The sequence below is a fragment of the Pannonibacter sp. SL95 genome (assembly GCF_026672425.1).
Taxonomy (GTDB): domain Bacteria; phylum Pseudomonadota; class Alphaproteobacteria; order Rhizobiales; family Stappiaceae; genus Pannonibacter.
The window spans coordinates 903,025-924,073 of sequence record NZ_JAPPRC010000004.1; the positions used below are offsets into that span (position 1 = coordinate 903,025).

Annotated in this window: 30 protein-coding genes and 1 tRNA gene; 15 read left to right on the forward strand and 16 right to left on the reverse strand. The window is 65.5% G+C overall.

What is annotated here, in order from left to right:
• Positions 1-524: 524 nt before the first annotated feature.
• A tRNA-Ser gene (locus OVA12_RS14840) sits at positions 525-614 on the reverse strand.
• Between the two features lie 282 nt (positions 615-896).
• Here OVA12_RS14840 and OVA12_RS14845 point away from each other — a divergent pair.
• Positions 897-1,220 carry a hypothetical protein gene (locus OVA12_RS14845; protein ID WP_268138622.1) on the forward strand — a complete coding sequence of 108 codons (324 nt, stop codon included), beginning with the start codon at positions 897-899 and terminating at the stop codon, positions 1,218-1,220.
• A 13-nt stretch (positions 1,221-1,233) separates the two neighbouring features.
• Positions 1,234-1,908 (forward strand): peptide-methionine (S)-S-oxide reductase MsrA, encoded by a 675-nt coding sequence (msrA, locus tag OVA12_RS14850; RefSeq protein WP_268138624.1) that lies wholly within the window; start codon positions 1,234-1,236, stop codon positions 1,906-1,908.
• Between the two features lie 225 nt (positions 1,909-2,133).
• Here the strand turns inward: msrA and OVA12_RS14855 are convergent, their stop codons facing one another.
• The 12 genes from OVA12_RS14855 to OVA12_RS14910 all read right to left on the reverse strand — a co-directional run bounded on the left by OVA12_RS14855 (position 2,134) and on the right by OVA12_RS14910 (position 8,042).
• Positions 2,134-3,309 (reverse strand): tyrosine-type recombinase/integrase, encoded by a 1,176-nt coding sequence (locus OVA12_RS14855; protein ID WP_268138626.1) that lies wholly within the window; start codon positions 3,307-3,309, stop codon positions 2,134-2,136.
• Entirely contained in the window at positions 3,290-3,568 is a 279-nt protein-coding gene (locus OVA12_RS14860; protein ID WP_268138628.1) for a helix-turn-helix transcriptional regulator, read from the reverse strand. Before OVA12_RS14860 ends, OVA12_RS14855 begins: the two co-directional genes overlap by 20 nt.
• A 3-nt stretch (positions 3,569-3,571) precedes the next feature.
• Positions 3,572-3,835: a DUF2312 domain-containing protein gene (locus tag OVA12_RS14865; RefSeq protein WP_268133710.1), complete on the reverse strand. Its 264-nt coding sequence runs from the start codon at positions 3,833-3,835 to the stop codon at positions 3,572-3,574.
• 5 nt (positions 3,836-3,840) lie between these two features.
• A complete protein-coding gene (locus tag OVA12_RS14870; protein ID WP_268138630.1) occupies positions 3,841-4,695 on the reverse strand; it encodes a hypothetical protein in 855 nt (284 codons plus the stop codon).
• Positions 4,601-5,077, reverse strand: a complete 477-nt coding sequence (locus OVA12_RS14875; RefSeq protein WP_268138632.1) for a hypothetical protein — start codon at positions 5,075-5,077, stop codon at positions 4,601-4,603. The genes OVA12_RS14870 and OVA12_RS14875 overlap by 95 nt, the downstream gene beginning before the upstream one ends.
• A 215-nt stretch (positions 5,078-5,292) precedes the next feature.
• The gene (locus OVA12_RS14880) at positions 5,293-5,967 is read right to left on the reverse strand and encodes a hypothetical protein (RefSeq protein ID WP_268133707.1); all 675 of its coding nucleotides are present in this window, start codon (positions 5,965-5,967) and stop codon (positions 5,293-5,295) included.
• Positions 5,960-6,226, reverse strand: a complete 267-nt coding sequence (locus tag OVA12_RS14885; protein WP_268133706.1) for a hypothetical protein — start codon at positions 6,224-6,226, stop codon at positions 5,960-5,962. Before OVA12_RS14885 ends, OVA12_RS14880 begins: the two co-directional genes overlap by 8 nt.
• On the reverse strand, positions 6,226-6,504 hold the full coding sequence (locus OVA12_RS14890; protein ID WP_268133705.1) for a hypothetical protein: 279 nt from the start codon (positions 6,502-6,504) through the stop codon (positions 6,226-6,228). Before OVA12_RS14890 ends, OVA12_RS14885 begins: the two co-directional genes overlap by 1 nt.
• A 21-nt stretch (positions 6,505-6,525) precedes the next feature.
• Complete coding sequence (locus OVA12_RS14895) at positions 6,526-7,119, reverse strand: hypothetical protein (protein ID WP_268138634.1); 594 nt, start codon at positions 7,117-7,119, stop codon at positions 6,526-6,528.
• An 18-nt stretch (positions 7,120-7,137) separates the two neighbouring features.
• Positions 7,138-7,425, reverse strand: coding sequence for a hypothetical protein (locus OVA12_RS14900; RefSeq protein ID WP_268133703.1), 288 nt, complete (start codon positions 7,423-7,425; stop codon positions 7,138-7,140).
• Positions 7,425-7,652 carry a hypothetical protein gene (locus tag OVA12_RS14905; protein ID WP_268133702.1) on the reverse strand — a complete coding sequence of 76 codons (228 nt, stop codon included), beginning with the start codon at positions 7,650-7,652 and terminating at the stop codon, positions 7,425-7,427. The genes OVA12_RS14900 and OVA12_RS14905 overlap by 1 nt, the downstream gene beginning before the upstream one ends.
• Positions 7,653-7,667: 15 nt before the next feature.
• The gene (locus OVA12_RS14910; RefSeq protein ID WP_268133701.1) at positions 7,668-8,042 is read right to left on the reverse strand and encodes a hypothetical protein; all 375 of its coding nucleotides are present in this window, start codon (positions 8,040-8,042) and stop codon (positions 7,668-7,670) included.
• Positions 8,043-8,320: 278 nt separating this feature from the next.
• On the opposite strand from OVA12_RS14910, the gene OVA12_RS14915 reads away from it, so the two are divergent.
• Positions 8,321-8,560, forward strand: coding sequence for a hypothetical protein (locus OVA12_RS14915; RefSeq protein ID WP_268133700.1), 240 nt, complete (start codon positions 8,321-8,323; stop codon positions 8,558-8,560).
• Positions 8,561-8,753: 193 nt separating this feature from the next.
• Positions 8,754-9,467 (forward strand): hypothetical protein, encoded by a 714-nt coding sequence (locus tag OVA12_RS14920; RefSeq protein WP_268133699.1) that lies wholly within the window; start codon positions 8,754-8,756, stop codon positions 9,465-9,467.
• Between the two features lie 456 nt (positions 9,468-9,923).
• Here OVA12_RS14920 and OVA12_RS14925 read toward each other — a convergent pair whose 3' ends face one another.
• The 3 genes from OVA12_RS14925 to OVA12_RS14935 all read right to left on the reverse strand — a co-directional run bounded on the left by OVA12_RS14925 (position 9,924) and on the right by OVA12_RS14935 (position 12,073).
• Positions 9,924-10,202, reverse strand: a complete 279-nt coding sequence (locus tag OVA12_RS14925; RefSeq protein ID WP_268133698.1) for a hypothetical protein — start codon at positions 10,200-10,202, stop codon at positions 9,924-9,926.
• A 160-nt stretch (positions 10,203-10,362) separates the two neighbouring features.
• Positions 10,363-11,082 carry a helix-turn-helix domain-containing protein gene (locus OVA12_RS14930; RefSeq protein ID WP_268133697.1) on the reverse strand — a complete coding sequence of 240 codons (720 nt, stop codon included), beginning with the start codon at positions 11,080-11,082 and terminating at the stop codon, positions 10,363-10,365.
• A gap of 184 nt (positions 11,083-11,266) precedes the next feature.
• Entirely contained in the window at positions 11,267-12,073 is an 807-nt protein-coding gene (locus OVA12_RS14935; RefSeq protein ID WP_268138636.1) for a WYL domain-containing protein, read from the reverse strand.
• 83 nt (positions 12,074-12,156) lie between these two features.
• On the opposite strand from OVA12_RS14935, the gene OVA12_RS14940 reads away from it, so the two are divergent.
• The 11 genes from OVA12_RS14940 to OVA12_RS14990 all read left to right on the forward strand — a co-directional run bounded on the left by OVA12_RS14940 (position 12,157) and on the right by OVA12_RS14990 (position 20,784).
• Complete coding sequence (locus OVA12_RS14940) at positions 12,157-12,663, forward strand: hypothetical protein (RefSeq protein ID WP_268133695.1); 507 nt, start codon at positions 12,157-12,159, stop codon at positions 12,661-12,663.
• The gene (locus OVA12_RS14945; RefSeq protein ID WP_268138638.1) at positions 12,660-13,073 is read left to right on the forward strand and encodes a hypothetical protein; all 414 of its coding nucleotides are present in this window, start codon (positions 12,660-12,662) and stop codon (positions 13,071-13,073) included. Before OVA12_RS14940 ends, OVA12_RS14945 begins: the two co-directional genes overlap by 4 nt.
• Positions 13,060-13,530, forward strand: coding sequence for a GcrA family cell cycle regulator (locus OVA12_RS14950; RefSeq protein WP_268138640.1), 471 nt, complete (start codon positions 13,060-13,062; stop codon positions 13,528-13,530). Before OVA12_RS14945 ends, OVA12_RS14950 begins: the two co-directional genes overlap by 14 nt.
• Positions 13,531-13,829: 299 nt before the next feature.
• Positions 13,830-14,120, forward strand: a complete 291-nt coding sequence (locus tag OVA12_RS14955) for a helix-turn-helix domain-containing protein (protein WP_268133692.1) — start codon at positions 13,830-13,832, stop codon at positions 14,118-14,120.
• A gap of 47 nt (positions 14,121-14,167) precedes the next feature.
• Complete coding sequence (locus OVA12_RS14960; RefSeq protein ID WP_268138642.1) at positions 14,168-14,851, forward strand: SAM-dependent DNA methyltransferase; 684 nt, start codon at positions 14,168-14,170, stop codon at positions 14,849-14,851.
• Positions 14,848-15,891, forward strand: a complete 1,044-nt coding sequence (locus OVA12_RS14965; protein ID WP_268138644.1) for a DNA polymerase III subunit beta — start codon at positions 14,848-14,850, stop codon at positions 15,889-15,891. Before OVA12_RS14960 ends, OVA12_RS14965 begins: the two co-directional genes overlap by 4 nt.
• A 34-nt stretch (positions 15,892-15,925) precedes the next feature.
• Positions 15,926-16,057, forward strand: coding sequence for a hypothetical protein (locus tag OVA12_RS14970; RefSeq protein WP_268138646.1), 132 nt, complete (start codon positions 15,926-15,928; stop codon positions 16,055-16,057).
• The gene (locus tag OVA12_RS14975; RefSeq protein WP_268138648.1) at positions 16,054-16,305 is read left to right on the forward strand and encodes a hypothetical protein; all 252 of its coding nucleotides are present in this window, start codon (positions 16,054-16,056) and stop codon (positions 16,303-16,305) included. The genes OVA12_RS14970 and OVA12_RS14975 overlap by 4 nt, the downstream gene beginning before the upstream one ends.
• A gap of 33 nt (positions 16,306-16,338) precedes the next feature.
• A complete protein-coding gene (locus OVA12_RS14980) occupies positions 16,339-16,923 on the forward strand; it encodes a helix-turn-helix domain-containing protein (RefSeq protein WP_268138650.1) in 585 nt (194 codons plus the stop codon).
• A gap of 2,796 nt (positions 16,924-19,719) precedes the next feature.
• A complete protein-coding gene (locus OVA12_RS14985; RefSeq protein ID WP_268138652.1) occupies positions 19,720-19,875 on the forward strand; it encodes a hypothetical protein in 156 nt (51 codons plus the stop codon).
• 546 nt (positions 19,876-20,421) lie between these two features.
• Complete coding sequence (locus OVA12_RS14990) at positions 20,422-20,784, forward strand: hypothetical protein (RefSeq protein ID WP_268138654.1); 363 nt, start codon at positions 20,422-20,424, stop codon at positions 20,782-20,784.
• The last annotated feature ends 265 nt before the right edge of the window (positions 20,785-21,049 follow it).

Here is a 21,049-nt window from a genome sequence, read left to right on the forward strand (position 1 = left end):
AGGTTCTGGAACCGTTGGTCACAAAGAGTCGTGATCTGATTGCCGCCATGAAGCTGATGTGTTAGCACGAAAAAATTCGAGCAAATTGTCTTCGGAAAAGCTCAGCTTTTATGGCGCCGCGATGCATGACCTGGCGCTTAACGGTGTCTGCAATGAGGTCGGCTGCCGGGCAAACAACCGTGTGGCGAGCAGCCACTTGCCGTTACGACAAAGCGAGCGTTGGAGCTTCCGGCGCATCCAAACGTCAGAGAAGTTCTTAGCGGTCCACGGGTCAGTCTGCAATCACTTTAATCAGCGGCGTTAGCTCATCAGCCGCCAGCGCTTCAAACAGAACCGGGACGCCGCTCCTGCCCAGTGGCGCCAGCTGGCGCTGCATTGAGGGCCAACCGTAGCGGGATACAAAGACCTTCCTGATTCTTAGTGGCGGCACCTGCATGCCCGATCAATTTTAAGGGACAGCTTTAGGGTCTGAGCGCTAGGCGCTGCATATAATCGTTAAAAATCAAATACATAAAAAGAAAGAATGGCGGACAGAGAGGGATTCGAACCCTCGATACGGTTTCCCGTATACACGCGTTCCAGGCGTGCGCCTTCAACCACTCGGCCACCTGTCCGTCTCGGCGGATGTCCGCCTGAGGTGGGCGGAATATACTCAGGAAGTCGGGGAGCGCAAGAACTCTTGTAAAGTTTTTTTCGCTTGCCCCCGGCTTCTGGCCGGGCCCGGGTTCCTTGACTGCCAAACGGGCGCGAAACCGTGGGAAAAGCTGATGCCGCGCTTGTGCATTGCCGCGATCTGCGCGGCAACCTAGGTATACTCCAGGCCAGAGAGGTTGACTTGCCCGCCCGGGCTTCGCCATTTGGCTGGTTGATTTCTCCGATGGAAAGGAACCGAGCAGATGTTTGCCGTGTTGCGCGCCCTGTTGCGGCTGTCGGGCTATTTCCTGCTTGGCGTGGCCGTGGTCGCTGCCGTTGTCGATGGCAGCAAGTCGATTGCCGCCGGCAGTTTCGCCTTCACGCCGGTCGGACAGGTGTGGTTCGAACTGTCGCCGGCCAGCCTGAACATCAGCCAGGCGGCAATCCAGCGCCATGTCAGCCCCTTGCTGTGGGATCCGGTCATCCAGACCGTGCTGGGGTGGCCTGTCTGGCTGGCGCTCCCGCCGCTTGCCTTCTTGCTGCTGATCCTCGGCATGCGTCGCCGCCCGGTGGCTGCCCTCGTCTGAAAGCGAGCAATCGATGTCCTTCATGCGTCTGCTGAGCCAGAAGTTTACCGTGCCCTCTGCCGCAGAGGCCTTGCCCGGTCGTGAGGTGCCGACGCTGCCGGAGATCGATCACGCGGTGCTCGGGCGACCGCTCACGGCGCCTGTTCCATCCGGCATGCGGACAGTCCTGTTTGGAATGGGGTGCTACTGGGGCGCGGAAAGACGGTTCTGGAACCTTCCGGGTGTCCATCTGACCGCCGTTGGCTATGCCGGCGGGCATACCCCCAATCCGACCGGCAACGAGGTCTCGACCGGGCGGACCGGCCATGCCGAGATGGTGCGGGTCATCTATGACCCGCAGACGATCCCGTTGCAGCGTCTCCTCGCCGTGTTCTGGGAAGGGCATGACCCGACCCAGGGCATGCGCCAGGGCGATGACATCGGCACGCAGTTCCGCTCGCTGATCCTGGTTGAACAGGAGGATGACCGGGAAGTGGCCGAAGCATCCCGCCGGGACTATGCTGCGGCCCTGGTGCGGGCCGGCCATCAGGCGGCGATCACAACCGAGATCCGCCTCGATACGACATTCTATTTCGCCGAGGCTTATCAGCAGCAGCACCTGGCCCGTGTTCCCGGGGCCACCTGCGGCACGCGCGGCTGCGGCGTTGCCTTCCCGGCTGGCGTTTCGCCGGAGAACCGGGACGCATGACTCCCATGGATGACACGAACGCCCTTGCCGGCGCTGAAGCAATCCGGCTGCCCCGCGCAACGGCGCGTTTGTCCGAGGCGCAGTCGCAGGATGTTTTCGGCGTGCGCCTTCGGGCTGATCTGTTGCGCGCGGTGATGGAAGCCCGAGCCGGACTGGGATTTTGCTGGTTTTTCAACCGGTTGAGGCTGGTGTGGGACGAAAGGCACCGTGTTTAACTCCAATGGGTTAGGGGCGGGGCTGTCCCACTTTTTTCGGGCGTGAGAGGAGGCGTGGGGCGCCTTCGTCGGCAAGGCGCTTGCGCTCGGCAGAGCGGGTGTAGCCTTCTGCCTGGCGCAGCTGGGTCCAGCCGAACATGGACAGGAGTTGCGCGGCGGTGGCGCCGTTCTCGGCGGCGGTGACCGCGTTGGCCTTGCGGATGCCGTGGCTTGAGCAGTGGGTCAGGCCGGCCTCGTCAAACCATTTGCGCATGCGCTGGCCGAGCCCTTTCTCGCTGTAGGGCTTGCCGTGGTCATTGATCAGCAGGGCGAGATGGCCGCCGTCTGCGGGCAGGGCGGCAATCGCCTCTGCGAGCGGCGGCAACACGATCATGTCGACGACGGTGCCAGACTTGCGCGCGGTCTTTTTCGGGCGAATGGCAAAGCGCTGGATCCGGATCTCGTTGCCGTCCGCGTCCTGGTCCGTTGTCCAGTAGAGGTGCTGGCGGCCGAGCTTTGACACGTCGGAGACGCGCAAGGATGTGTAGCGGAAAATCAGGAAGGCGAGGCGGGCCTTGGTGCCCGGGCCATGCGTGTCGAGATAGGCTTGCATCTCCGCCTCGGTCAGCGGGTGGTGACCGGTCGATGCGGTTTCGATCTTCTTGACCGTCTCGGCGGGATTGGCGCTCGCGAGCTTTTCCTCGACCGCCCACTTGAACAGGGCCGACAGCGCCTTGACGCGGTGGTTTGCGGCCTCCGGCGCCTCGATCTTCTGGTCGCGCAATGTGGCGATGTGGGAGGAGCGCAGGCCGGCAAAGGCCATTTCGGCGAGGCGCTGGCCGGACTTGCTGAGACAGGTTTCATCGCCGATGCCGTCGAGGACGCGGCGCTTTTGTTCCAGCGTGCTTTTTGCCAGCAAAGACTTGTTGCGGCGCAGGTATTCGCGCACCAGCCAGGCGTAGGTGCCCTTGCCGGCGGTTTCCGCCATCGGCTTTGGCCGGGTGTCGGCCTTGACATAGGGCTGGCCGAGGCGGGCGCAGGCCAGCTCGTCATAAAAGGCATCAGAGCCATAAGGCTCGCGCAGGCGGATCTTGGGCAGGCCGGCGCGGCGATAATAGCAGCGCAGGTTGCCGTGGCGGTCCTTGTCGAGGACGATGCCTTTCTCGCGCTTCATGGCGTCCCTGTGGTCAGTCGACAAAATCGTCATGCAGGCGGGCTGTCCGCGCCGGGGCCGGGTTGCCGTTGGCGTGGGGCAGCTCGTCAAAGTGGCGATCCAGTTCGACAATATCCCAAACGAGCCGACCTGCAAGAGCCCGTGCCGCCGGCATGACGCCCTCAGCGACCAGGCGGTCGAACAATGTGACGCTGATGCCGACATATTGTGCCGCCTGGCCCCGGTTGAGGCCGCGCGGGGCAACCGGCATGCGCCGTGTGTCAGCCTTGGTCAGATCGAGCGCGGCCGTCATCGGTCAGCCTCCGAGCGCTGTCATGTAGAGGTCGAGGATGGCCTCCTCCTCCTGACGTTCGTGCGGCTGCTTCTTGCGCAGGGAGATGACCTTGCGCAGGATCTTCGGGTCAAAGCCGTTGCCCTTGGCCTCGCCATAAACGTCCTTGATGTCATCGGAGATGACTTTCTTTTCCTCCTCGAGGCGTTCGATGCGCTCGATGAACGCGCGGAGTTGATCGCCTGCGGGCATCGGGACGCTGAGGGTGATCTCGCTGGTCTCGGTCATGGGGGTTACTCCGTGGGGGTGGTGATTTCGACGGGGATGTCCAGCGTTTCGCAGTTCCGACTTTCCGTGAACTGCCAGCAGCGCAGGGCGAGACGGTGGCGTTTCTGCCAATCATGGACGGTCGCGCGGATCGCTGCTTTAAGCTCGCTCTCCTGATCCGGTGAGATTTCGTCGATTGGATGCGGCAATCCCTCCACTGTTCCGCAGTCGTTGTCGTCCATGCGCTCGGCGGCGAAGGCGATCATGTCATCGATATCGAGCCACTCTGCGAGATTTTGATTGTTGTCTCGGTACTCGCCGATATGGGCTTTGAGGCGCCATCCGCCCTGATCGTCCTGGTACTCGCCGCCCCTGTCGGATCTCAGCATCCGGACCAGGTCATCGCGGCTTTTGGCGGGGCCAATGGCGAGGTTCTCGCCGCCGTCATAACTTGCCCACCAGTTCCAATCGCCGGGGCAGGGGTGTTGCTTCTCTGCGGGGGCGATCGGGTGCATCTGCGGGATTGGTGTCATGGGGGTTACTCCCTTGGGATGAGGCCGCGCACGCGGGCGGCGTTGAGGATGGCGTTTGCGACGGCGCGGATGTCGGCGGCTTTGGATGGCTCGTCCATCTCCTCGGCGGCGGCGGCGTCGCTTTGCAGGCCCGGCGGCGCAGGCGAGGAGGCGCAGGCGCGTCGGGCGCAGATCAAAGCCGCGCCCGGGCTGAGGCTCTGCCGCCGGCATGGTCCAGGCCTCATTGAGGAGCTGGACCTGCTGCAGCAGGGCTTCACGCACAGGCTCGTTGTTTACCAGCATGTGCGCGATGGTGCGGGACAGCTCGCGCAGCTGGTGGCGCAGCTCGGTCTGTTCGGTCTCGGTCATGCTGCCTCGCGCGCTGGTGTTGCGGCGCTGAGCGCGCGCGCATCATGAAGGCGCGGAAACCAAGATCTGGACAGCTGTCGCTGAAGCGCAGCCATGCCGTGTATCTGGCCTGTGCGCGGGACTCCGCGGCGATGCTGATTTCGATGTCGTCGAAGGCGACAAGAAACAGGCGCTGCTTGTTGCCGAGCTGGAGCAGGTGGCGGGCGAGTGCGGCGCGGCCTGCGTCTGTGACCTGGTAGCAGTGCATATCGCTGCCGATGATGCGGATTTGCCTCCAGTGCGGCGGCTCAAAGCCCTCTGTCTCGTCGGTCGCATAGTGGTTGCGATAGCTCGGGCGCAATGGATCGAGCGGCCTGCCAAGCGCATGGTCGATCCGGTCCATGGTCGTGTCGTCCAGCTGGCGGTTGATGCTGGGATTGTCAGTCAGAGGCACGGGCTTTCTCCTTGATGACCTTGACCTTGGTAACGAGGGTGCGGCGCTTGCTGGCGACCTCGTTGGCGATCTTGCGGGCCTAGGCGGCGGTGGCGGCCGATATGCCCATGGTGGTGTTGTCGGTGAAAAACGCCTTGAAGGGCGTCAATGGCGGGGAGGAGCGGTCAAGCATGGCCTGGCTCCAGCGTGTCGATGTTGCCGATGTGAACGCTAAAGCTGATGGCTGCCACCCAAGGATTAACATCCCATTCGCCGGGGCCGTGCAGGCTGTCCCAGAGCGTGCAAAAGCTCTGGGCAGCAGTCGGGCAACATTGTGTGCCGGGGAATAGGTAATCCACCCACCCATTTGTATCACGCCAAACGCCCTCGGCTTTGGCATCTGCCTCGCTGATCTCCTGTAGCAGCTGGACGCGAACGTCCGTCACCAGCAACGTCAGGCGCGATGCCCAGCGGGGCATGTGGATGGATGGCTTCCACGGCGGATTATCCAGCGTGCTTTCCGTGTCCGGGTCGAACCATGTCAAGCGACTGTCAGTGGCGCGAAACCAGACTTTCTGCTCCCCGACTGGCCGGCCCAATTCGTCGTCAATGTCGTGGCCAACTACAAAGGCTTCCCGGACCCAAAGCTTGTCGCCAACAGCGTAGGGCGCTGCGCGATCAGGCTGCGTGCTGGAGCCGCAACGGCGCATCCCCTCATTTTTACGGGCGTAGATCGGCCACGTTACGTAGCCGGGTCCGTCGCTTTTGAGCGGCTTCAGCACGCGCCGCGTTTGCGTCTTCCTGCCGTCGAGCAAGGCTCGAACCATCGGCGCGCTGAAAATGATCGGACGGTCACGCATGCCCGGCCTCTCCCTGAGTCGCGGTGTGCAGGCTGTAGCGACCGAGGTCGGCGGCAATGTCGTGCCACGCGTCGGAGGCAAACTCGGCGTGGTCGATATGCAGTGCCGAACAAGCAAGGACAAAGGCTGTCAACAAACAGTACGCTGCGCTGTTTTGGCCTGAGTTTTGTGGCTGTACCAGCTGTGCGGCGCGCATCAGGGTCATCGCGCGGGTGACCGTGGTGCGGGCGTCGGCGGGTTGGGGTGTCTGGTCTGTCATCAATTCGCTCCGTGGGGGATCGCGCTCGCGGCCTCGGCCTGTGCGGTCTGGCTGGCGAGGTGGGTGTCGACGGTTGCGGTGATGACCGGCAGCAGCCAGCTTGCGGTTGTGACCGGGTCCTGATCCTCCTGACGGCAGAGCAGCACAAAGGCTGTCAGCAGGCTGACGCCGGCCTCAAACGGGGGTGCGCTGCCCGGCTGGGCGAGCCGCGCGATCCGCATTAGGGATTCGGCGCGGCTTGGGGTGTGTGGGTCGGGCGTGATCTGGGTGGCGGACATGCTTGATCCTTGTGGGGCTGGTCAGAGCAGGGAGCCGTACCAGAGGGCGAGGGCTGTGCCGGGCTTGAGGCCGTAGAGGGGTTCGGTCAGGAGGTATTCGCTGCGCCGTGAGAACGTGAGGCGGACGAGTGAGGGGTGCGTGCGGCCGTGTGCGCGCGGCTCCAGTGCGGTGACCTGCGCGCTCACGTCGATCGGGGTGCGGGTCTTGCGGTCGATCAGCCGGTAGCGCGGGGCGCGGTCCGTGGCCTCAGCGTCGAACATGTCAGCCTCGAAAGCGACGTGTTCGGCTGCGCCGGACGGGTTTTCCAGCACGGCCACGCGGCGCGCCTGGCCGGTGGCGTCCAAGCGGGTTTCCTCGCGCCAATGGTCAAAGGACAGGGCGAGCGTCAGGGCGCTGCGGTAGAGGTCGTAATCATAATCGCTGGTGATGGCATTGAAGGGCAGCAGGTCAATTCCGCCGCCGAAGCTGGCGAGGCGCAGCACGGGCGTCTTGCCCTTGTGCTCCAGCAGGCGCGGCCACGGATCGCGCCGGGTCTTGATGTCCTGATAGACCGGCGCGGGGCTGGCGATCTCGGTGGCGACGGCATTGGCGACTTTGCTGGTGGCTGGGGTCATCATCTGGCTCCGGGTTGATCAGGACAGGGCGCGGTCGAACGGATGACCGAGCGCGCGGGCGAGGTATTGACAGGTCTCTGTCCTGTTGCCGCGCAGGGCCCATTCCCGCGCGATCTCCATGTCGTCCTGTCGAATGGTGAGCTGGAGCGGATCGCGCTTGCGCTGATCCGGAGTGAGGCGCGCGCGCGCCTGCAGCTCTTTAAACTCGCGCTGGTCGATGACCCGCATGGATCTCAGGGCGAGCAAAAGGTCGTCCGGGTCGAGGTCGGTCAGGTCGACTTCGGCGTCAACGGTGATGGTCGTCATCACTTTGCTCCTTGGTTGAACGGTGCCCCGGCCGCGCGGGGAGGAGACACGCGGCCGGGGGTGTGGACGACGCTCGGGAGGTGCGCGTCGTCGACGGGGATGGCGTAGGGGTCGGCCTCGCGGATGGCGGCGCGGCGGGCGCGGGTGATGCCGATGACCAGCGCGGCGACGCAGAGCGCGGCGCTGAGGGCCATGGGCGCGAGGATGATCAGGGCGGTGCGGGTCATGTCGATAGCCTCTCCTCAGGCGCCGCGATCAACCTCGGCTGGCGAGTGGGTCGGTGGACACAGCATGTCGTGGACCATCCTGATGTCATCGTCGTCCGGCACGGTGTTGAGAGCGACGGACAGAAACCTCGGGTGGTCGTTGTCACGTCCGACGCCGACAACCCGGAGCGCGCTGCTGAAAAGCGCGTGCGGCCAGCGCATCAGATGGTGCTTGATCGCGTTGCCCGCGCGAGCGGCGGCTTCGGAGTTGGCCTGGCCGAACCCGTAGGTGATAACGTGTTCGCGGCCCGGCTCGCCGACCTTGCGCGCGACAATGATGACCTGATCCCACCCGTACTTAAGCGCAATGTTGCGGGCGGTCTTGATTGGGAGGCTTGGTTGTTCGCTCATGTCACAGGGCTCCGGTGCGCAGGATGAGAAAGGCGGCCTCGCCCAGGCAGATGCCTGTGGCGAGGCCGCAGGTGGCCGCTGCCAGCATGCCCCATGCGCCGTCATGACTGACGGCGGGCGCGGCGCGGCGGGGTGTTCTGAGATCACAAAACGGGTGGCGTTGAAATCCGCTTGGCACCGCTGGCGCGGTGCACGCGGGGGCTGTAGCGTCTGGCTGCGCGGCCGGGGTGAAGCCGGCCGCGCAGGTTTTGGCTCTCACCCTGCGAAGGAGAGAACGCATGTTTGTAGTTGCCGATGGGGAACTGACCGCAGAGCTGGTCAGCGTGGTGCAAGAGGGTGACGTGGCTGTGGCCACGGTTCGCGTGACGGTGGCAGGCAGGGCCTCGGACCTGGCTGTCCCGTTTCCGGCGGAACGATTGGCAGCCGGGGAGCTGGCTGCGGCCGGTGCGCATCTCCACCGCCTGGCTGCGGCCATAGCGTCGGCCAGCGAGCATTTTGACAGCGGTGTGAGCGGATAACGCATGCATGCCTCCCAACGGATGCGCGCGGGTAATCCGCGTGCATCGGCGCACGATAGTGTTGCGTGCTTCGTTTAAAATGCACGCCAAAGCGTGCATGTCAAGCCGAGCGATTTACGCGGCGCTGTGGATGACATGGCGAGCGGGGCCGGTGCTGACGGGCTCGCTAGAAATTGCAGAGGGTTGAAGGGTGATGAGCTTGCGCAGTGAAAGTTTCAACTGGCTGGAAATGTCGCGTGCGGTCAGTGCGCTGGAGGCGGCAATTGTTGGGGCGGAGGTCGCCGAGATTCGCCTGCACGACGAGGTCATTGATTTTGAGGCGGCGGTTGATGCCTCAAACAAGGGGCGGACAGGGGAGCATTTCAGAAAGTCCCTCAATACCTTGCCGCCCAGCCGGTTTCTTGGCGTCTCGGGCTGGGCGTCGGATGGTCGCGTACTGTTCACGACTGCGAACAGATATGACGATATCGGCGGCTGGGATCTCCAGCGCTATATTCGGGAATTCTGGGGGCGTTGCTACGTTGGGGTGGATGGTGCGCCTGCGCGGCTGCATGACGACGCTGCCGCGTTTGCGCGCGGGCGGCAAGGGCCATTCGTCTACATCGGCGAGACGTTTGTAGATCCGGCGTTGTCGGGCGGTAACGTTGCAGCGCATCTGGTGCGCATGTGTATTCTAATCAGTTGCATGAAGTGGTCGCCAGCATACATCTATGGCTGGATGGTGCCTAAGCATGCATTCAAGGGCCTCGGACTGCGGTGGGGCTTCACCGAATTCTATTCCAGTGCGCTACGCTGGCAGGTGCCTCCTGCAACAGCGGCATATGAAGACTTGTGTTTTCTCGGCTGTACACCAGCCGGCGTCCGGCAGATCCTTCGCAGCCCGTTGCTCGAGTTGCAGAGGTCGTGAGGCCAAATGAGTAGCACAGGGTGTAGTTTGCGCCCTGGCCGTTGCTGTAGGGGAGCAGCAGACGGTGGTAGCGGACGCCGGATGTTGAGGTCGTTAAGGCACGTCCTGCCGAAACGATATCGAAAACGGGCATGCCGCCAATCGCGCAGTCGTAATAGCTTTGTGCGCAAAGCCCTCGATAGTCACGGCTAAGAAGGGCTTTGGCGGCATTGGCGCTTTGAGCGAATGTGCGCCCGAATTGCTGGGCTGCGAGGCTTTCGCTGCCGCACCAAAGGATGTCCGGTGTGTCGGCAGATTGCGGGGTGCCGTCGAGGATAACGAGCTGTGCGCCGGCGAGAGCCGCGTCCTCATTGAGAAGCCCTGCGCTAGACTGCCACCGCTGGAGCAGGGTGCAGGCCATCGCGTCGCCGTGGCCGCTCGTGAGGTGATCGAGAGTAAGCCGCGACGCGAATGTCTTCATGGTTGGTTCCCGGCTTTTGCTGCCGCAAGCAGGATGACCGGGCTGGCGGCGTCTATCCAAGTTAAGGCGTCTTGGCCGGACAGTGTATCCGGCCTCGAATGGCCAAACAGGTCGAAGCATATGACGCCGGCGACCAGCATGTAGACGTTATAGCGCCGCGCGGCTTCGATATACGAAGCAAGTACACGTGCGTCATCTATTGCGATTGTGTCGCTTAAGATATTCGATGCCGCGCTTAAATACAGGTCGTACGGATCTTTGTCAGGTGCAGGCATTAACTCGTAACCCGATGGGGCGGGGGTGGCAAAACGTGCCGATGCCGGACTTACGCACAATTAGATTTTGAAAGGCAAGTAAAATTCGCGGTTAAGCATGTTGCGCAGGTGGGTAATACGTGTGTGATTGTACGGCGGTTGCGCTACAATGCGGCAGGTTTCAGGGTTGTATTTGGCGGTCTTTACGCAGTTGGTCGTAGAGAAACTTTACCAGTTCCATGCGCTTCTCAGCGCTCTGCATAGTTCCGCTCAAGCGCTGCTCGTACTGGATTGCAAGATCATGGGCTTCTTTGAACAGTTCCAAGTCGATTGAACTACCTGATGCGTCTGTCTCGATGCCGTCTGCGTCGCTTTCGAAATCTGTCGTCGGAGCGGGGAGGGCCAAGCTCTTGCTGCCTTGAACGCGCATGCGGAACTGTTCGGCTGCGGCTTGCGCGTCCTGCCATTCCATACCGGTTGTGATCGTCGTCAGTTCGTCGAGTTCATTCGATGCGGGAAGGCCGGACAGGATCCAGCCTGTCGGCACATTGAGCGTCCGCGCGATGCGATCAAGATCGCCGAGCCTCGGCTCGCCTTGGGACTTGAACGCCTGGCTTAGGTAGTTGTCACCGAGCCGCGCCATCTTCGATGCCTTTCGCATCGAAAGCCCCGAAAACGCCCATGCGGCTTTAAGCCTATCTTGCCATGTCACGCCCATGCGTGAGTTATACAAAGTGGATTGCACGCTCGCACGCACGTAAATTCGTGGGGTCTCGGTTGATTTGCACGCCAAAGCGTGCATATTTGGCGTATGCATAAAGAGCTGCTGACCAAAATCGACGCGTTCTTGTCTCTGAAACATGGGGCCGGTGAACGCATGTGTGAGTGGACATTCGGGCATCGTGCCGCCTGTAACGGTCGCCTCGTGGAGCGGCTGCGGGCCGGGGGCGATGTCCGGACGAAAACGGCGCGGCGCGTTGTCGACTACATCGACGCCGAGACGGCGCGCTTGGCGACAACGTCACCCTCTCACGCCGGCGAAAGACGTCATCCCGCAACTCAGAGGAGATTGCGGGATGAGGGCGTCAGGCAATCGGCAGGCCGGTGAGGTCCTCGGCGATGGCGTTGACGAGCGCCAGTTCGGCGCTGTGGCGTTTGCCGTCTGCGTCCATGACGGCGAGGCAGGCGACGAGGGCGCTGGTGATTTCCTGCGGGCTGCGGTTGCGCAGCATTTCCACCGCTTCGGCTATGGCTGTTTCGGGCGGGCGCAGGCGGGCGATGTAGCGCGACAGGCGCGGCATCCAGTCGTGATCAAAGGCGTGGCTGGCGCGCTCGGCAATCTCGGCGCAATGCAGCGCGGCCTCGTCTGCCTCGACCTGGATGAACCGGCGGTCGCCGCGGCCAACGGCGGCGAGCAGGATTGCGTGCGGGCTGATGTGGGCAAGTGCCTCCTGCCAGCGGGTGCGGCTGCCGGGCTGCCGCGCGGCGGGGCGCGTGAATGTAACCAGCTGCGGCGTCATGCCGAAATTGTCGGCGAGGAAGGTGGCGACATCGTCATGCACCTCGCCGTCATAATCGATGCAGCAGGCGATGCGGTCGACGCGGAAAGAGCGCATGGCCTTGCGCTCGTGGCAGCGGGCGTAGAGCAGCGGCGTGCCGTCTGCGCCCTCGCGGATCGCCCAGACCGTGATGCGGCGCGTGGAGGCCTCGCCCTTGGCGTTGACATAGTCAATGGCGAAGGACTGGCCTTCGGCATGGCCGAGATCGGCGCGGGCGTCGTCGTCCTCGTCGTCGTCCGCCATGGGCAGGCGGATGGCGCGCGGCGGTGGCGGCGCGGCCATGAGCGCGATCTCAAAGGCAATGGCGTCAATCGCCGAACGTATTCCCGTCATCCCCAGCACCTCCCGGTTTGCTTGCGTGCAGATCAGCACGCGCACGCGCGGGAGTCGAGTCCCTGTGCCGCAGGAGGCCGTCCATGAAACTGCCGAGACCATCCAACGAACACCAGCGCGCGGCCTTGAAACGCGCCTGCGCCCACCAGGTGCGGCAAGCGGGCGGGCAGGAGGCGGCGGCGGCGTTGACGCGCGTCGGCCGCCAGACCGTGCAGACCTATTGCTCGGCGGCGGCGGACCATGCCGACGTCTACATGCCGCTGGATGTCCTGCTCGACCTGACGCTGGACGCGGTGACGCGGGACGAGGCGCCTTTGCTGCTGCGCGAGATCTGCGCGCTGTCGGGCGGGGCCTATGTGGCCGGGCCGGGCGCGGGCGGGGCGGCGGCGGACTGGGGGCGGATGCTGGCCGCGGTGGCCGGGCAGCATGGCGAGGCCGTTGCGGCCGTGTGCCAGGCGCTGGCCGATGACGGGCAGGTGAGCGCCGACGAGGTGCGCAGCCTGCGCATTCGCGACCTTTTGAGCCGGGTGATCGAGAGCCTGACGGCGATGCGCGCGCGGGCGGACCAGCTTCTGGAGGATGGTCAATGAGCGGGGCGGGACAGGGTGACCGGCCGTGGCGGCAGCTGACGGCACAGGAAAAACAGGCGGCTGTGCTGCCGCTGGCGGATGCGGGCCTGAGTTACGCCCAGATGGCGGAGCGGCTGTCCGTCCGGCACGGGCCGATGCGGTTTACGCAGACGGCGGCGGCCTGCCGGGCGGCGGGGATTGTTGCGGCGCGGCGCGCGGCGGCACTGGCGCTGGTAGGGGGTGAGGCGGGCGAGGCCGGGGCGGTTGCCGGAGAGCGGCCTGAGGCCGCGTGGGGCGGATTGCGCCCGGCGGACAAGGCGGCGGCGCTGCGCCCGCTTGTCGAGGCCGGGCTGTCGGCATCGCAGATCGCTGCGGCGCTGGCACCGCGCTATGGCGTGTTGAGCCGCGAGTCTGTGATTGCCGCGTGTTAAGCGGGCCGGGCTGGCTCTGCAGCAGCCGCAGGGTTCGACGTCGCGGGCAGCGGCGGCACGGCGCGGGGCGGTGGCGGCAGGCGACGGGGCAAAAACGCGGCTGGTGAGCGGCGATGCGGCCAACCGGCAGCGGCCGGACCCGGCCAGCCTGCCGACGCTTTCGGCGCTGTTGGCGCGCATGGGCGGACATTCGGCGAGCCATGCGGAGCGGGCGGGCATGACGGCGGACGAGCGGCGGGCGCTGGCGCTGACCTCCTGCCGCCCGGCCGGGCCTGTCGGGCTGCATGCACTCAATGCGCAAACCTGCCGCTGGCCGCTGACGGCGGATGACGGATCGACGGTTTACTGCGGTGAGAGCCGCACGCATGGGGCGTTTTGCAAGGGCCATGGGGCGCTGGCCTATTGCCCGGCGCCTGCGGACAAGGCGCGGCGGAAAAAGGGGAGTGCCAAGGGATGAGTGCGGCGCTTGCCTCTTTTCACGCGGATTTCACCCCGTTCGGGGCGCGGAGCCTGCTCACGCTGTTTGTCAGCGCCCAGGCGGGGCACCGGGCGCGGGGGCTCGGCCGGGCCATGCTGACGCCTGCCGATGTGGCGGGGCTGGTAGCGGCTGCCGGGTGGCGGCGGCGCGGGACGTGATGTCCGGCGCGCGGCGGCGGGTGGCGGCGGATGACCTCGACCGGCTGGCCGGGTTTTGCGGGCTCACCTACGGCGATTTTCAGGAGCGGGCGCGGCACTGGTCGCAGGGAGGGGCGGGCGATGCTGCGGCTTGACCGGATTGCCCTCGGGCAGGCGCTGGCGGGCGGGCGGGCGCGGTGGCGGCTGACGGTGCGCGAGGCGGCGGAGCTGACTGGCGTGTCCTCGGCCACGATCAGCCGGGCGGAGCGGGCGAGCGAGGATGCCTATCAGTCGGCGCAGAGCGTGCTCGTTCTGTGTGCGGTCTATGGGCTCGATCCTCTGGCGTTTCTCGTCGAGTGCGGCGGGGAGGTTGCTGTGGGTGACATGATCCACGTGCAACCCCCCATGAAACAAACCTTAGCGGGAGGTTAACCGATGGGGGCTTGCGGAAAGCGCAGCCGGCGGCGGCGCGGGCAGTGATGGCCTCGCGGGTCGAGCCGCGCGGGTCGGACGACTTCTTTCCGACGCCGCCCTGGGCGACGCGGGCGCTGTGTGCCGAGGTGCTGGGACTGGATCCCGGCGCGGCGCTGTCGGTTTGGGAGCCAGCCTGCGGCGAGGGGCATATGGCCGTGCCGCTGGCGGATTTCTTCGCCGAGGTGGTTGCCTCTGACCTGCATGACCGGGGGTTTTCGCCGCTGCATGGCTCGAAATGGGACTTCCTGTCGCTGCTGCCGCAGGACCAGTTTGAGCCCGGCCGGTTCGACTGGATCATCACCAATCCGCCCTTTGGCGACTTGCCGCAGCAGTTTGTCGAGCGGGCGATGCTGCACCGGCCGCGCGTGGGTGTGGCCATGTTTGTGCCGCTGCGCTGGCTGGAGACGATTGCCCGGGCGGTGGAGCTGTTCATCCCGCTTCCGCCGCATGTGGTTGCGGTGTTTGCCGAGCGCGTTTCCCTGACGCGGGGCGGCTGGGACCCGGATGCCGGGACGGCCACGGCCTATTGCTGGGTTGTCTGGCGCACGGACGGGGCGGCGGCGCGGCCGCTGCAATGGATCGCGCCGGGCGCGGCCAAGCGGCACAGCCGGGCGGTTGACCTGACACTGGTGCGGGCGCGCTGCCCGCAGGAGGCGGCCGGGCCGCTGTTTGAGGAGATCGAGGCATGATGAAGATTGTGACGACGGCGGGGCAGCTGCGGGCGGGTCTGGCGACGGTGTTGCCGGTGGTTGAGCGCTGGATGCGCGCGCCGATCCTCACGGGCGTGTTACTGGACGGGGCGTCTGTGACCGGAACCGACCTCGACGTCGAGGTGCGGGCCGCGTTTGCGACCGCTGAGGCCAGTGGCCGGGCCGTGGTGCCAGCGCGGCTGCTTTCGCGGCTGTTGCTCGCGTTTGACGCGGATGAGGTGCTGACGCTGTCACGCGCTGAGGGCGCGGTGGCGGTGACGCTGGATCATGCGCGCGGGCGGGTGGTGCTGCCGGGGTTTGAGCCTGCCTACTGGCCGGAGCTGCCGTTTACGCCGGAGGGTGCGCCGGTGACGGCGGGCGAGGGGTTTGCCCAGGCGATTGCGCGGTGCCTGCCCTACGTGTGCCGCGAGGAGACGCGGTTTTACCTGCAGAACGTGCTGATCGAGGGTGGTCTGGCTGTTGCGACCGACGGGCACCGGCTGGCTGCCGAGCCCTGCGGGCTGCGCGGTGAGGGGGCGCTCTCCTCTGTGCTGCTGCCGATGGGGGCGGCGGGCCGGGTGGCGCGACTGGCCGGGCCGGTCACGGTCACGGCGGGGGCGTTGCAGCGCGCTCGGTTCGAGGGTGGCGGCGTGCGCGTGACGGCAAAACTGTGCGAGGCGACCTATCCGAACTGGCGGCGCGTTGTGCCGTCGGGTGAGCCTGCCTTGCGCATGACGCTGGATGTGGCGGCGACGCTGCGGGCGCTGCGGCGCGCGTCGGCACTGCTGGGTGACGGGCCGCGATCAGTCAGGCTGGTGATGTCGCGCAGCGTGGTCGTCATCGAGGCGCGCGTGAGTGACGGCACGGCCCTTGAGGAGGTCGTGGCCGGGGCGCGGGTTGAGACAAACGGCGGGACCGGCGATGCGGTGGTGCTTGAGGTCGATGGACGTTATTTCGCGCAGCTGCTCCGGAACTGGGCCGGTGCCAGCGAGGTCGTGATCGAGAAGGGCGATTTCGTCGTCGCCGGGCAGCGGCCCTAATTTCAAGGGCGGGGCGGCGGCTGGCGCGCCGCTGGTGCTGCGCGGGGAGCCGGATGCGGACGGGCTGGCGCGCATGGCGTTGCTGATGCCCATGCGTCTGGACACGCCGCCAAGTGACTACGCAATGCGCCTGCTGGCGCGGTGCGGGGAGCTGGTGGCGGCATGAGCGAGGTGGCGCTGTCCCGGTTTGAGGCTATCTCGGCGCGGCTGGGGCGGGACGATGTGTCGCGCGAGGTGCTGCGCGAGCTGTGCGAGCGGCACCAGCCGGGGCAGGCCGTGCGCGTGAGCCGGGCGGTGCTGGGCCGCGACCTGGGCCACCCCGCGCATTACGTGGCGCTGGCGCTGTTCCGGCTCGCTGCGCTGCAGGTCATTCGCGAGGTGCCGGGGCGTAAGCGTTCCCTATCAGATCTCTGACTATTCCCTGAATTTTCTGGAGGAGGCGGACGCATGTCCATCCTGTTGATGTCCCGTATTTTCAAGGCGCGCATGGGGAGCCCCTCGCGCAAGCTTCTGGCCCTGCGGCTGGCCGACTATGCCGACGACGAGGGGCGCGGCATCTGGCCAACCGTTGCGACGCTGGCCGAGCAGACCGAAATGGACCGGCGCACGGTGCAGCGGCACATGGCCGACTTCGTCAAGGAGGGCCTATTGGTGGTTGTGGCGGAGGCCTCCGGGCGGCCCGGTCAGGCGACCCGATATGACATGGTGCCGGAGGCAATCGGGCGGGCGGCGGTGGGCTCTGACGGGTGTCATGGTGTCACGGGTGACATTGCGCCGCCCGTCGAGACGGGTGACACGGGTGCCGAGACGGGTGACATCCACGACAGAGACGGGCGGCACCACGCCGCCCAAACCGTAATGAACCATCAAGAACCATTATTGAGAGAGCGCGCGAGCGGGAACGCGGACAGCGCCACCGATGGCGCGGTGCGTGCCGAGACGATGCGAGCCCGGATGAGGCGGGTGCACCGGAGTGGCCGACCTTTGCAACCGACAGTGAGGTTGCAGCCGAACGACCCTGGGTTGCACTGACCGACGAGCAGGCGAGGCGGCGGCGACGAGGCTGGCGGCCTATGTGGCCGAGGCGCGGCGGACCGGGCGGACCAAGTCTGCTCGTCTCGACCTACCTCGCCGAGAAGCGCTGGGAGCGGGTGACGGCGGGGTGCGGCCTCAGCTGCAGCCTCCACCCATGCGGCCCGGCCTGGGGTAAAGCTTGGGCGGCGGCGCGGTTTGCGGCGCTGGCGGCGGATCCGGACCCGCGCTGCAACATGGCTCCGACGCGCATGGGCAGCAGATGATCGCAGCCGGGACGCTGTCGGCGGACGAGGTGGCAGGCGAAACTGGCGGCGGGTGGCTGGCCGCGCGTCAACACGCTGGGACAACGCGCTCAACCGGGCGCGCGGCACGACTGTTGACGCCGCGGTGCTGGCGCTAGCCGAGCGGACCGAGCAGGTACCGGGGCTCGGCCCTGTGGCGGGCGTGGGCGGAGCTGAGCCAACGCAAGGCCGTGGTTTGCCGATGCTGGCCGCTAGGCCGAGTGGGTGTATTTCCCGGCGCGTGAGGCCGGAAGCGGGCGAGACCGTCGCACATGTATGGGGCGGGTGCGTTTCGACACTGTGAGGGGGCGGGCGCGACATTGCCCAATCAACGGGCACAACTACGCGTTGATCCAGCAGCTGGATACTGATGATGGCGCTGGTGCGGCATGTGCCGCTGGAGTGGGTGGTGGCGTGGTGCAATCCGCGCTACGAGCAATGGGGCGGCACCCCGCCAAGTGACTGGGGCTGCTGATCACACCGCTACATGGTTGCCGAGCGGAGGCAGACTGGGCGTCGAATGGCGGATTGATTGACCCTACCGGCCGATGATGGTGCATTATCTGTTCGTGGGGCTGGATGTGGTTAAAGCGGCGAGACGGTTGACCTGGTGCGGGCAACGGACGGCGTCAGGGGCTGTTGTCGGTGGGCGCGGCGGGCGGGCAGTGCATGTGCCGGTGGGATCTCACCGGGTGATCGCGACCTCGATTGCCTCGTTCAGGGGCGTGAGATCGAGGTTGGCTACAAGTCCAGCTGGACGATGTGGTGCTCGTTGTGGATGGTCCGTTTGCCGGGCAACAGGTTGTTGTCAACGGCGTTACGGCGGGCGGTGAGGCGGTGGGCGGATGTTTCGGCGTTTAGCGGCGAGTGTAGGCAACGCTGCCTGTTGACAGCCTCAAGGCGTCGGCGACTCTCTGCGCAGGACAACTCGTCGGATCCCCGGGGCTGCGCGGACAACACGAACAACAGACCGACCGGGGCGGCGGACCGGCCAGCAGACACCGGAGCGGTGGAGCTGAACGTGGCAGGTTGCTATTGAGATCAGGATGACGACAGCAGGCTCGCGGATCGCGGGCCTTTTTTGCGTTTTGGGGGTCGGGCGATGGCAGGCCGCCGGGGATGATCGCAGCGCCAGGCGGCTGAGTACCGGCGCTGGTACAGCACCGCGGTTGAAGCGGCAGCGTCTCGCTGAGGTGGAGCCAGGCCCGGTCTGAGATTTTTGGCCTCAAGCGGGGCATTCGTCAATGACGGCTCGCGGCAGATGGACGGCAGCGTCCAGACCAATCCCCGGCGGCGGTTTGCTGGCGTGGCTGACCACATCGTCGCGCATCGCGGCGACGCCGAGCCGCTCTGGTCCAGCGCGCTGCGGCCGCTATGCCCGGATACTACGATGGCGTCAAGCTGCCGGTAAGAGGCGCGCGGCTATTCGACCAGGTCGGCATCGACGGCTAGCGGTCGACCCTCGGTTTTCCTCGGCGGGGTAGAGGGGCAAAAGGCTGAGCGCCTCGCCCTGGATACCAGCGGAAGAGGGTTTCTGTTTAGCGGGTGGGAATTGGGCCAAAAGCTGTTGTGAAGGGTGAGATGAAGGAGCGCAAGCGAGTGAGAAACCGTTGTCCCCGTTTACCGGCGGCGGTGGCGGATGGACGATGTCAGATGCGAGGAGCGCGAGGCGGCAGGTCGGCGGCCGAGCTGAAAACCGGCTATCTGAGCCTGGCGCTGCTTGATCTATGACCGGCTCGCGCGATCCGCAATCCGACCATCAACGTCGTCCGCAGGCCGTTCTCGAGGCGTTCGTCCTGATGTGTGCGAGCGCGGGCGCGGCGGCATGAGTACAGCCAGGCGGTTCATGGCGTCGCCGGGGGTGGCGAGACCTATGTGACACTGACCCGGAACGGCGAGCAGATCAAGTGCCGCCCGAGGTCAGGCAGCTCAATGAAACATTCCGCCGGTTCCTGACGCTCGCCCGGGATTTCCGGGCTGACACCGGCAGCAGAGCGCGGGCTCAAGAACCCTGGGGCCAGTGCCGGGCGGATCTGTTCAAGGACGATTTTACCTGACTGCGCACGGATTCGGACGTTGATCCTGATGGCAGCCTGGGCCGAAGGATGTCGACGCGAGCCGGGTGGTGCCGGTCCCCATATCCGCGCTGCCGCCAGGCAGTATCTGACCGACCTCGAGGAGGCGATCCAGCAGGGCCTGGTGTTCGACAAGGACTACGGAGTTTCGGGCGGGTGGGTATTTTCCGCGCCGGTTCCGGCTCAATGGCGTGGTCGTTCAAGCGGCCCTTCTACCTGCATCCGAGCCCGGTTCCGAATCGGCTCGCTGTTTTGGCTGGCTCAACGGCGACACCAGCTGCCGGTTCCATGAGTTTATGACAAGGAAGGCAAGGGCAACGGCAAGAGCCCGATGCTGCGCCATCGGCTTTACGGCCTCGTCGCCGATGGTGAGCCCGCGCCGAGGTCTGTGAGGCGCATCAAGACAGGCGATGGTCCTGTTCAAGGATACAGGTGCCATGGACAGTCATTCGCCGGATCTGGCCCGCCGCGTGGTCCACGGCGTCGATCAGTCTGGGCCTTGCCGCTATCACGGCAAATCGGGCGACCTGCGCGGAGTCAGCGCCGATCTCGTCGGACGAGGGCAAGTCCGGGCCGCGCCCGTATGGCGCTGACCGACGGGAATTTTCGGCATCGCAACCGCGACGCGTCATCGACATGCCGAACGCGGGTTCAGTCAGCGTCAGCCCCTGTTTGTGCCAGCCCGAACGCGGAGCAGATCGAAGAGCGTCTGCTTCAAGGAGCATACGCGCAATCAATATCGCGCATGGCATCGTCGAGATGACACGACATTCTTTTTGTCTGCTCCTCCATGGGGGATGACTAGAGCCGCGATCCTCGTGCTGGGTGGCCGAACCCGCTGCTCGCTCGATCCTGTCTCATAGGTATCACCAGCACTGCAGGCAGGTCAGCCAGGCGGTCGAATGCGGGCAGCTACAATGCTCGCCCGGCTGCACTTTGCGAATGGACTGACGCGGTGACGGCCGCCTTCAAGCACCAGACACCAGTCGGCCTGTGCCCGGCGAGGCTGATGTCGTCGCTGATTGCCGCCGAGGTATCCCTGCTATGGCGGTCACCGACACATCGCGGTCGCGCGATTTCACATTCACGCGAGCACGGTGCTCGACCCAACAGGACGCCGAGCGGTTTGTCAGCAAGACGTGGTTCTGGACGCGGGCGACACGCTGCGCGAGCGCGCGGCGGCAGACAACTGCGGTCTGGGCGCGCGACGGGTTACCAAGCCGGTGGACGGTGACCGCATCGCGTATGCCGTTGGCTACCGGCGCTGCAGCGCATTGCGCGAGCCACCGCAGGTTGCGGCGAGATCGTGCGGGCTGGAGCGGCTGCGCCGCGAACATGCTCGACGGCGGCCCAGTCTGTCCCGTTCATTGATCCGCAGGGGGTTCAGCCGGCAGGTGACGGAGACCGACAAGGACCTACCCGAGAAGGCGGTGGGAAATCTGATGCCGGACAGCATCAACAAGAAAATCAGGCTTAGCGGTCCTCGAGACGGCGCATCGTGACGGCGCATATGATGACGACAGCTGCGCACACCACGCCACTTCCAAAACCGGACCAGGCACGGATGCTGGACAAAGCAAGCGACAGGAAAAATCGACGGCGCGTGGTCACGCTGACCGCGCCATCAGTGTTGCCACGTGCCGCACGCGCGCAGCTCCGCCCCCTCGGTCTGCCAGGCCTGCGGGATATTGATGCGTAAACGTGTGACCTCTTTCGCCGGGACTGGCTTTGCCCGTGCTGAAAGGTGGCCTGTCGCTCACGTCGCCG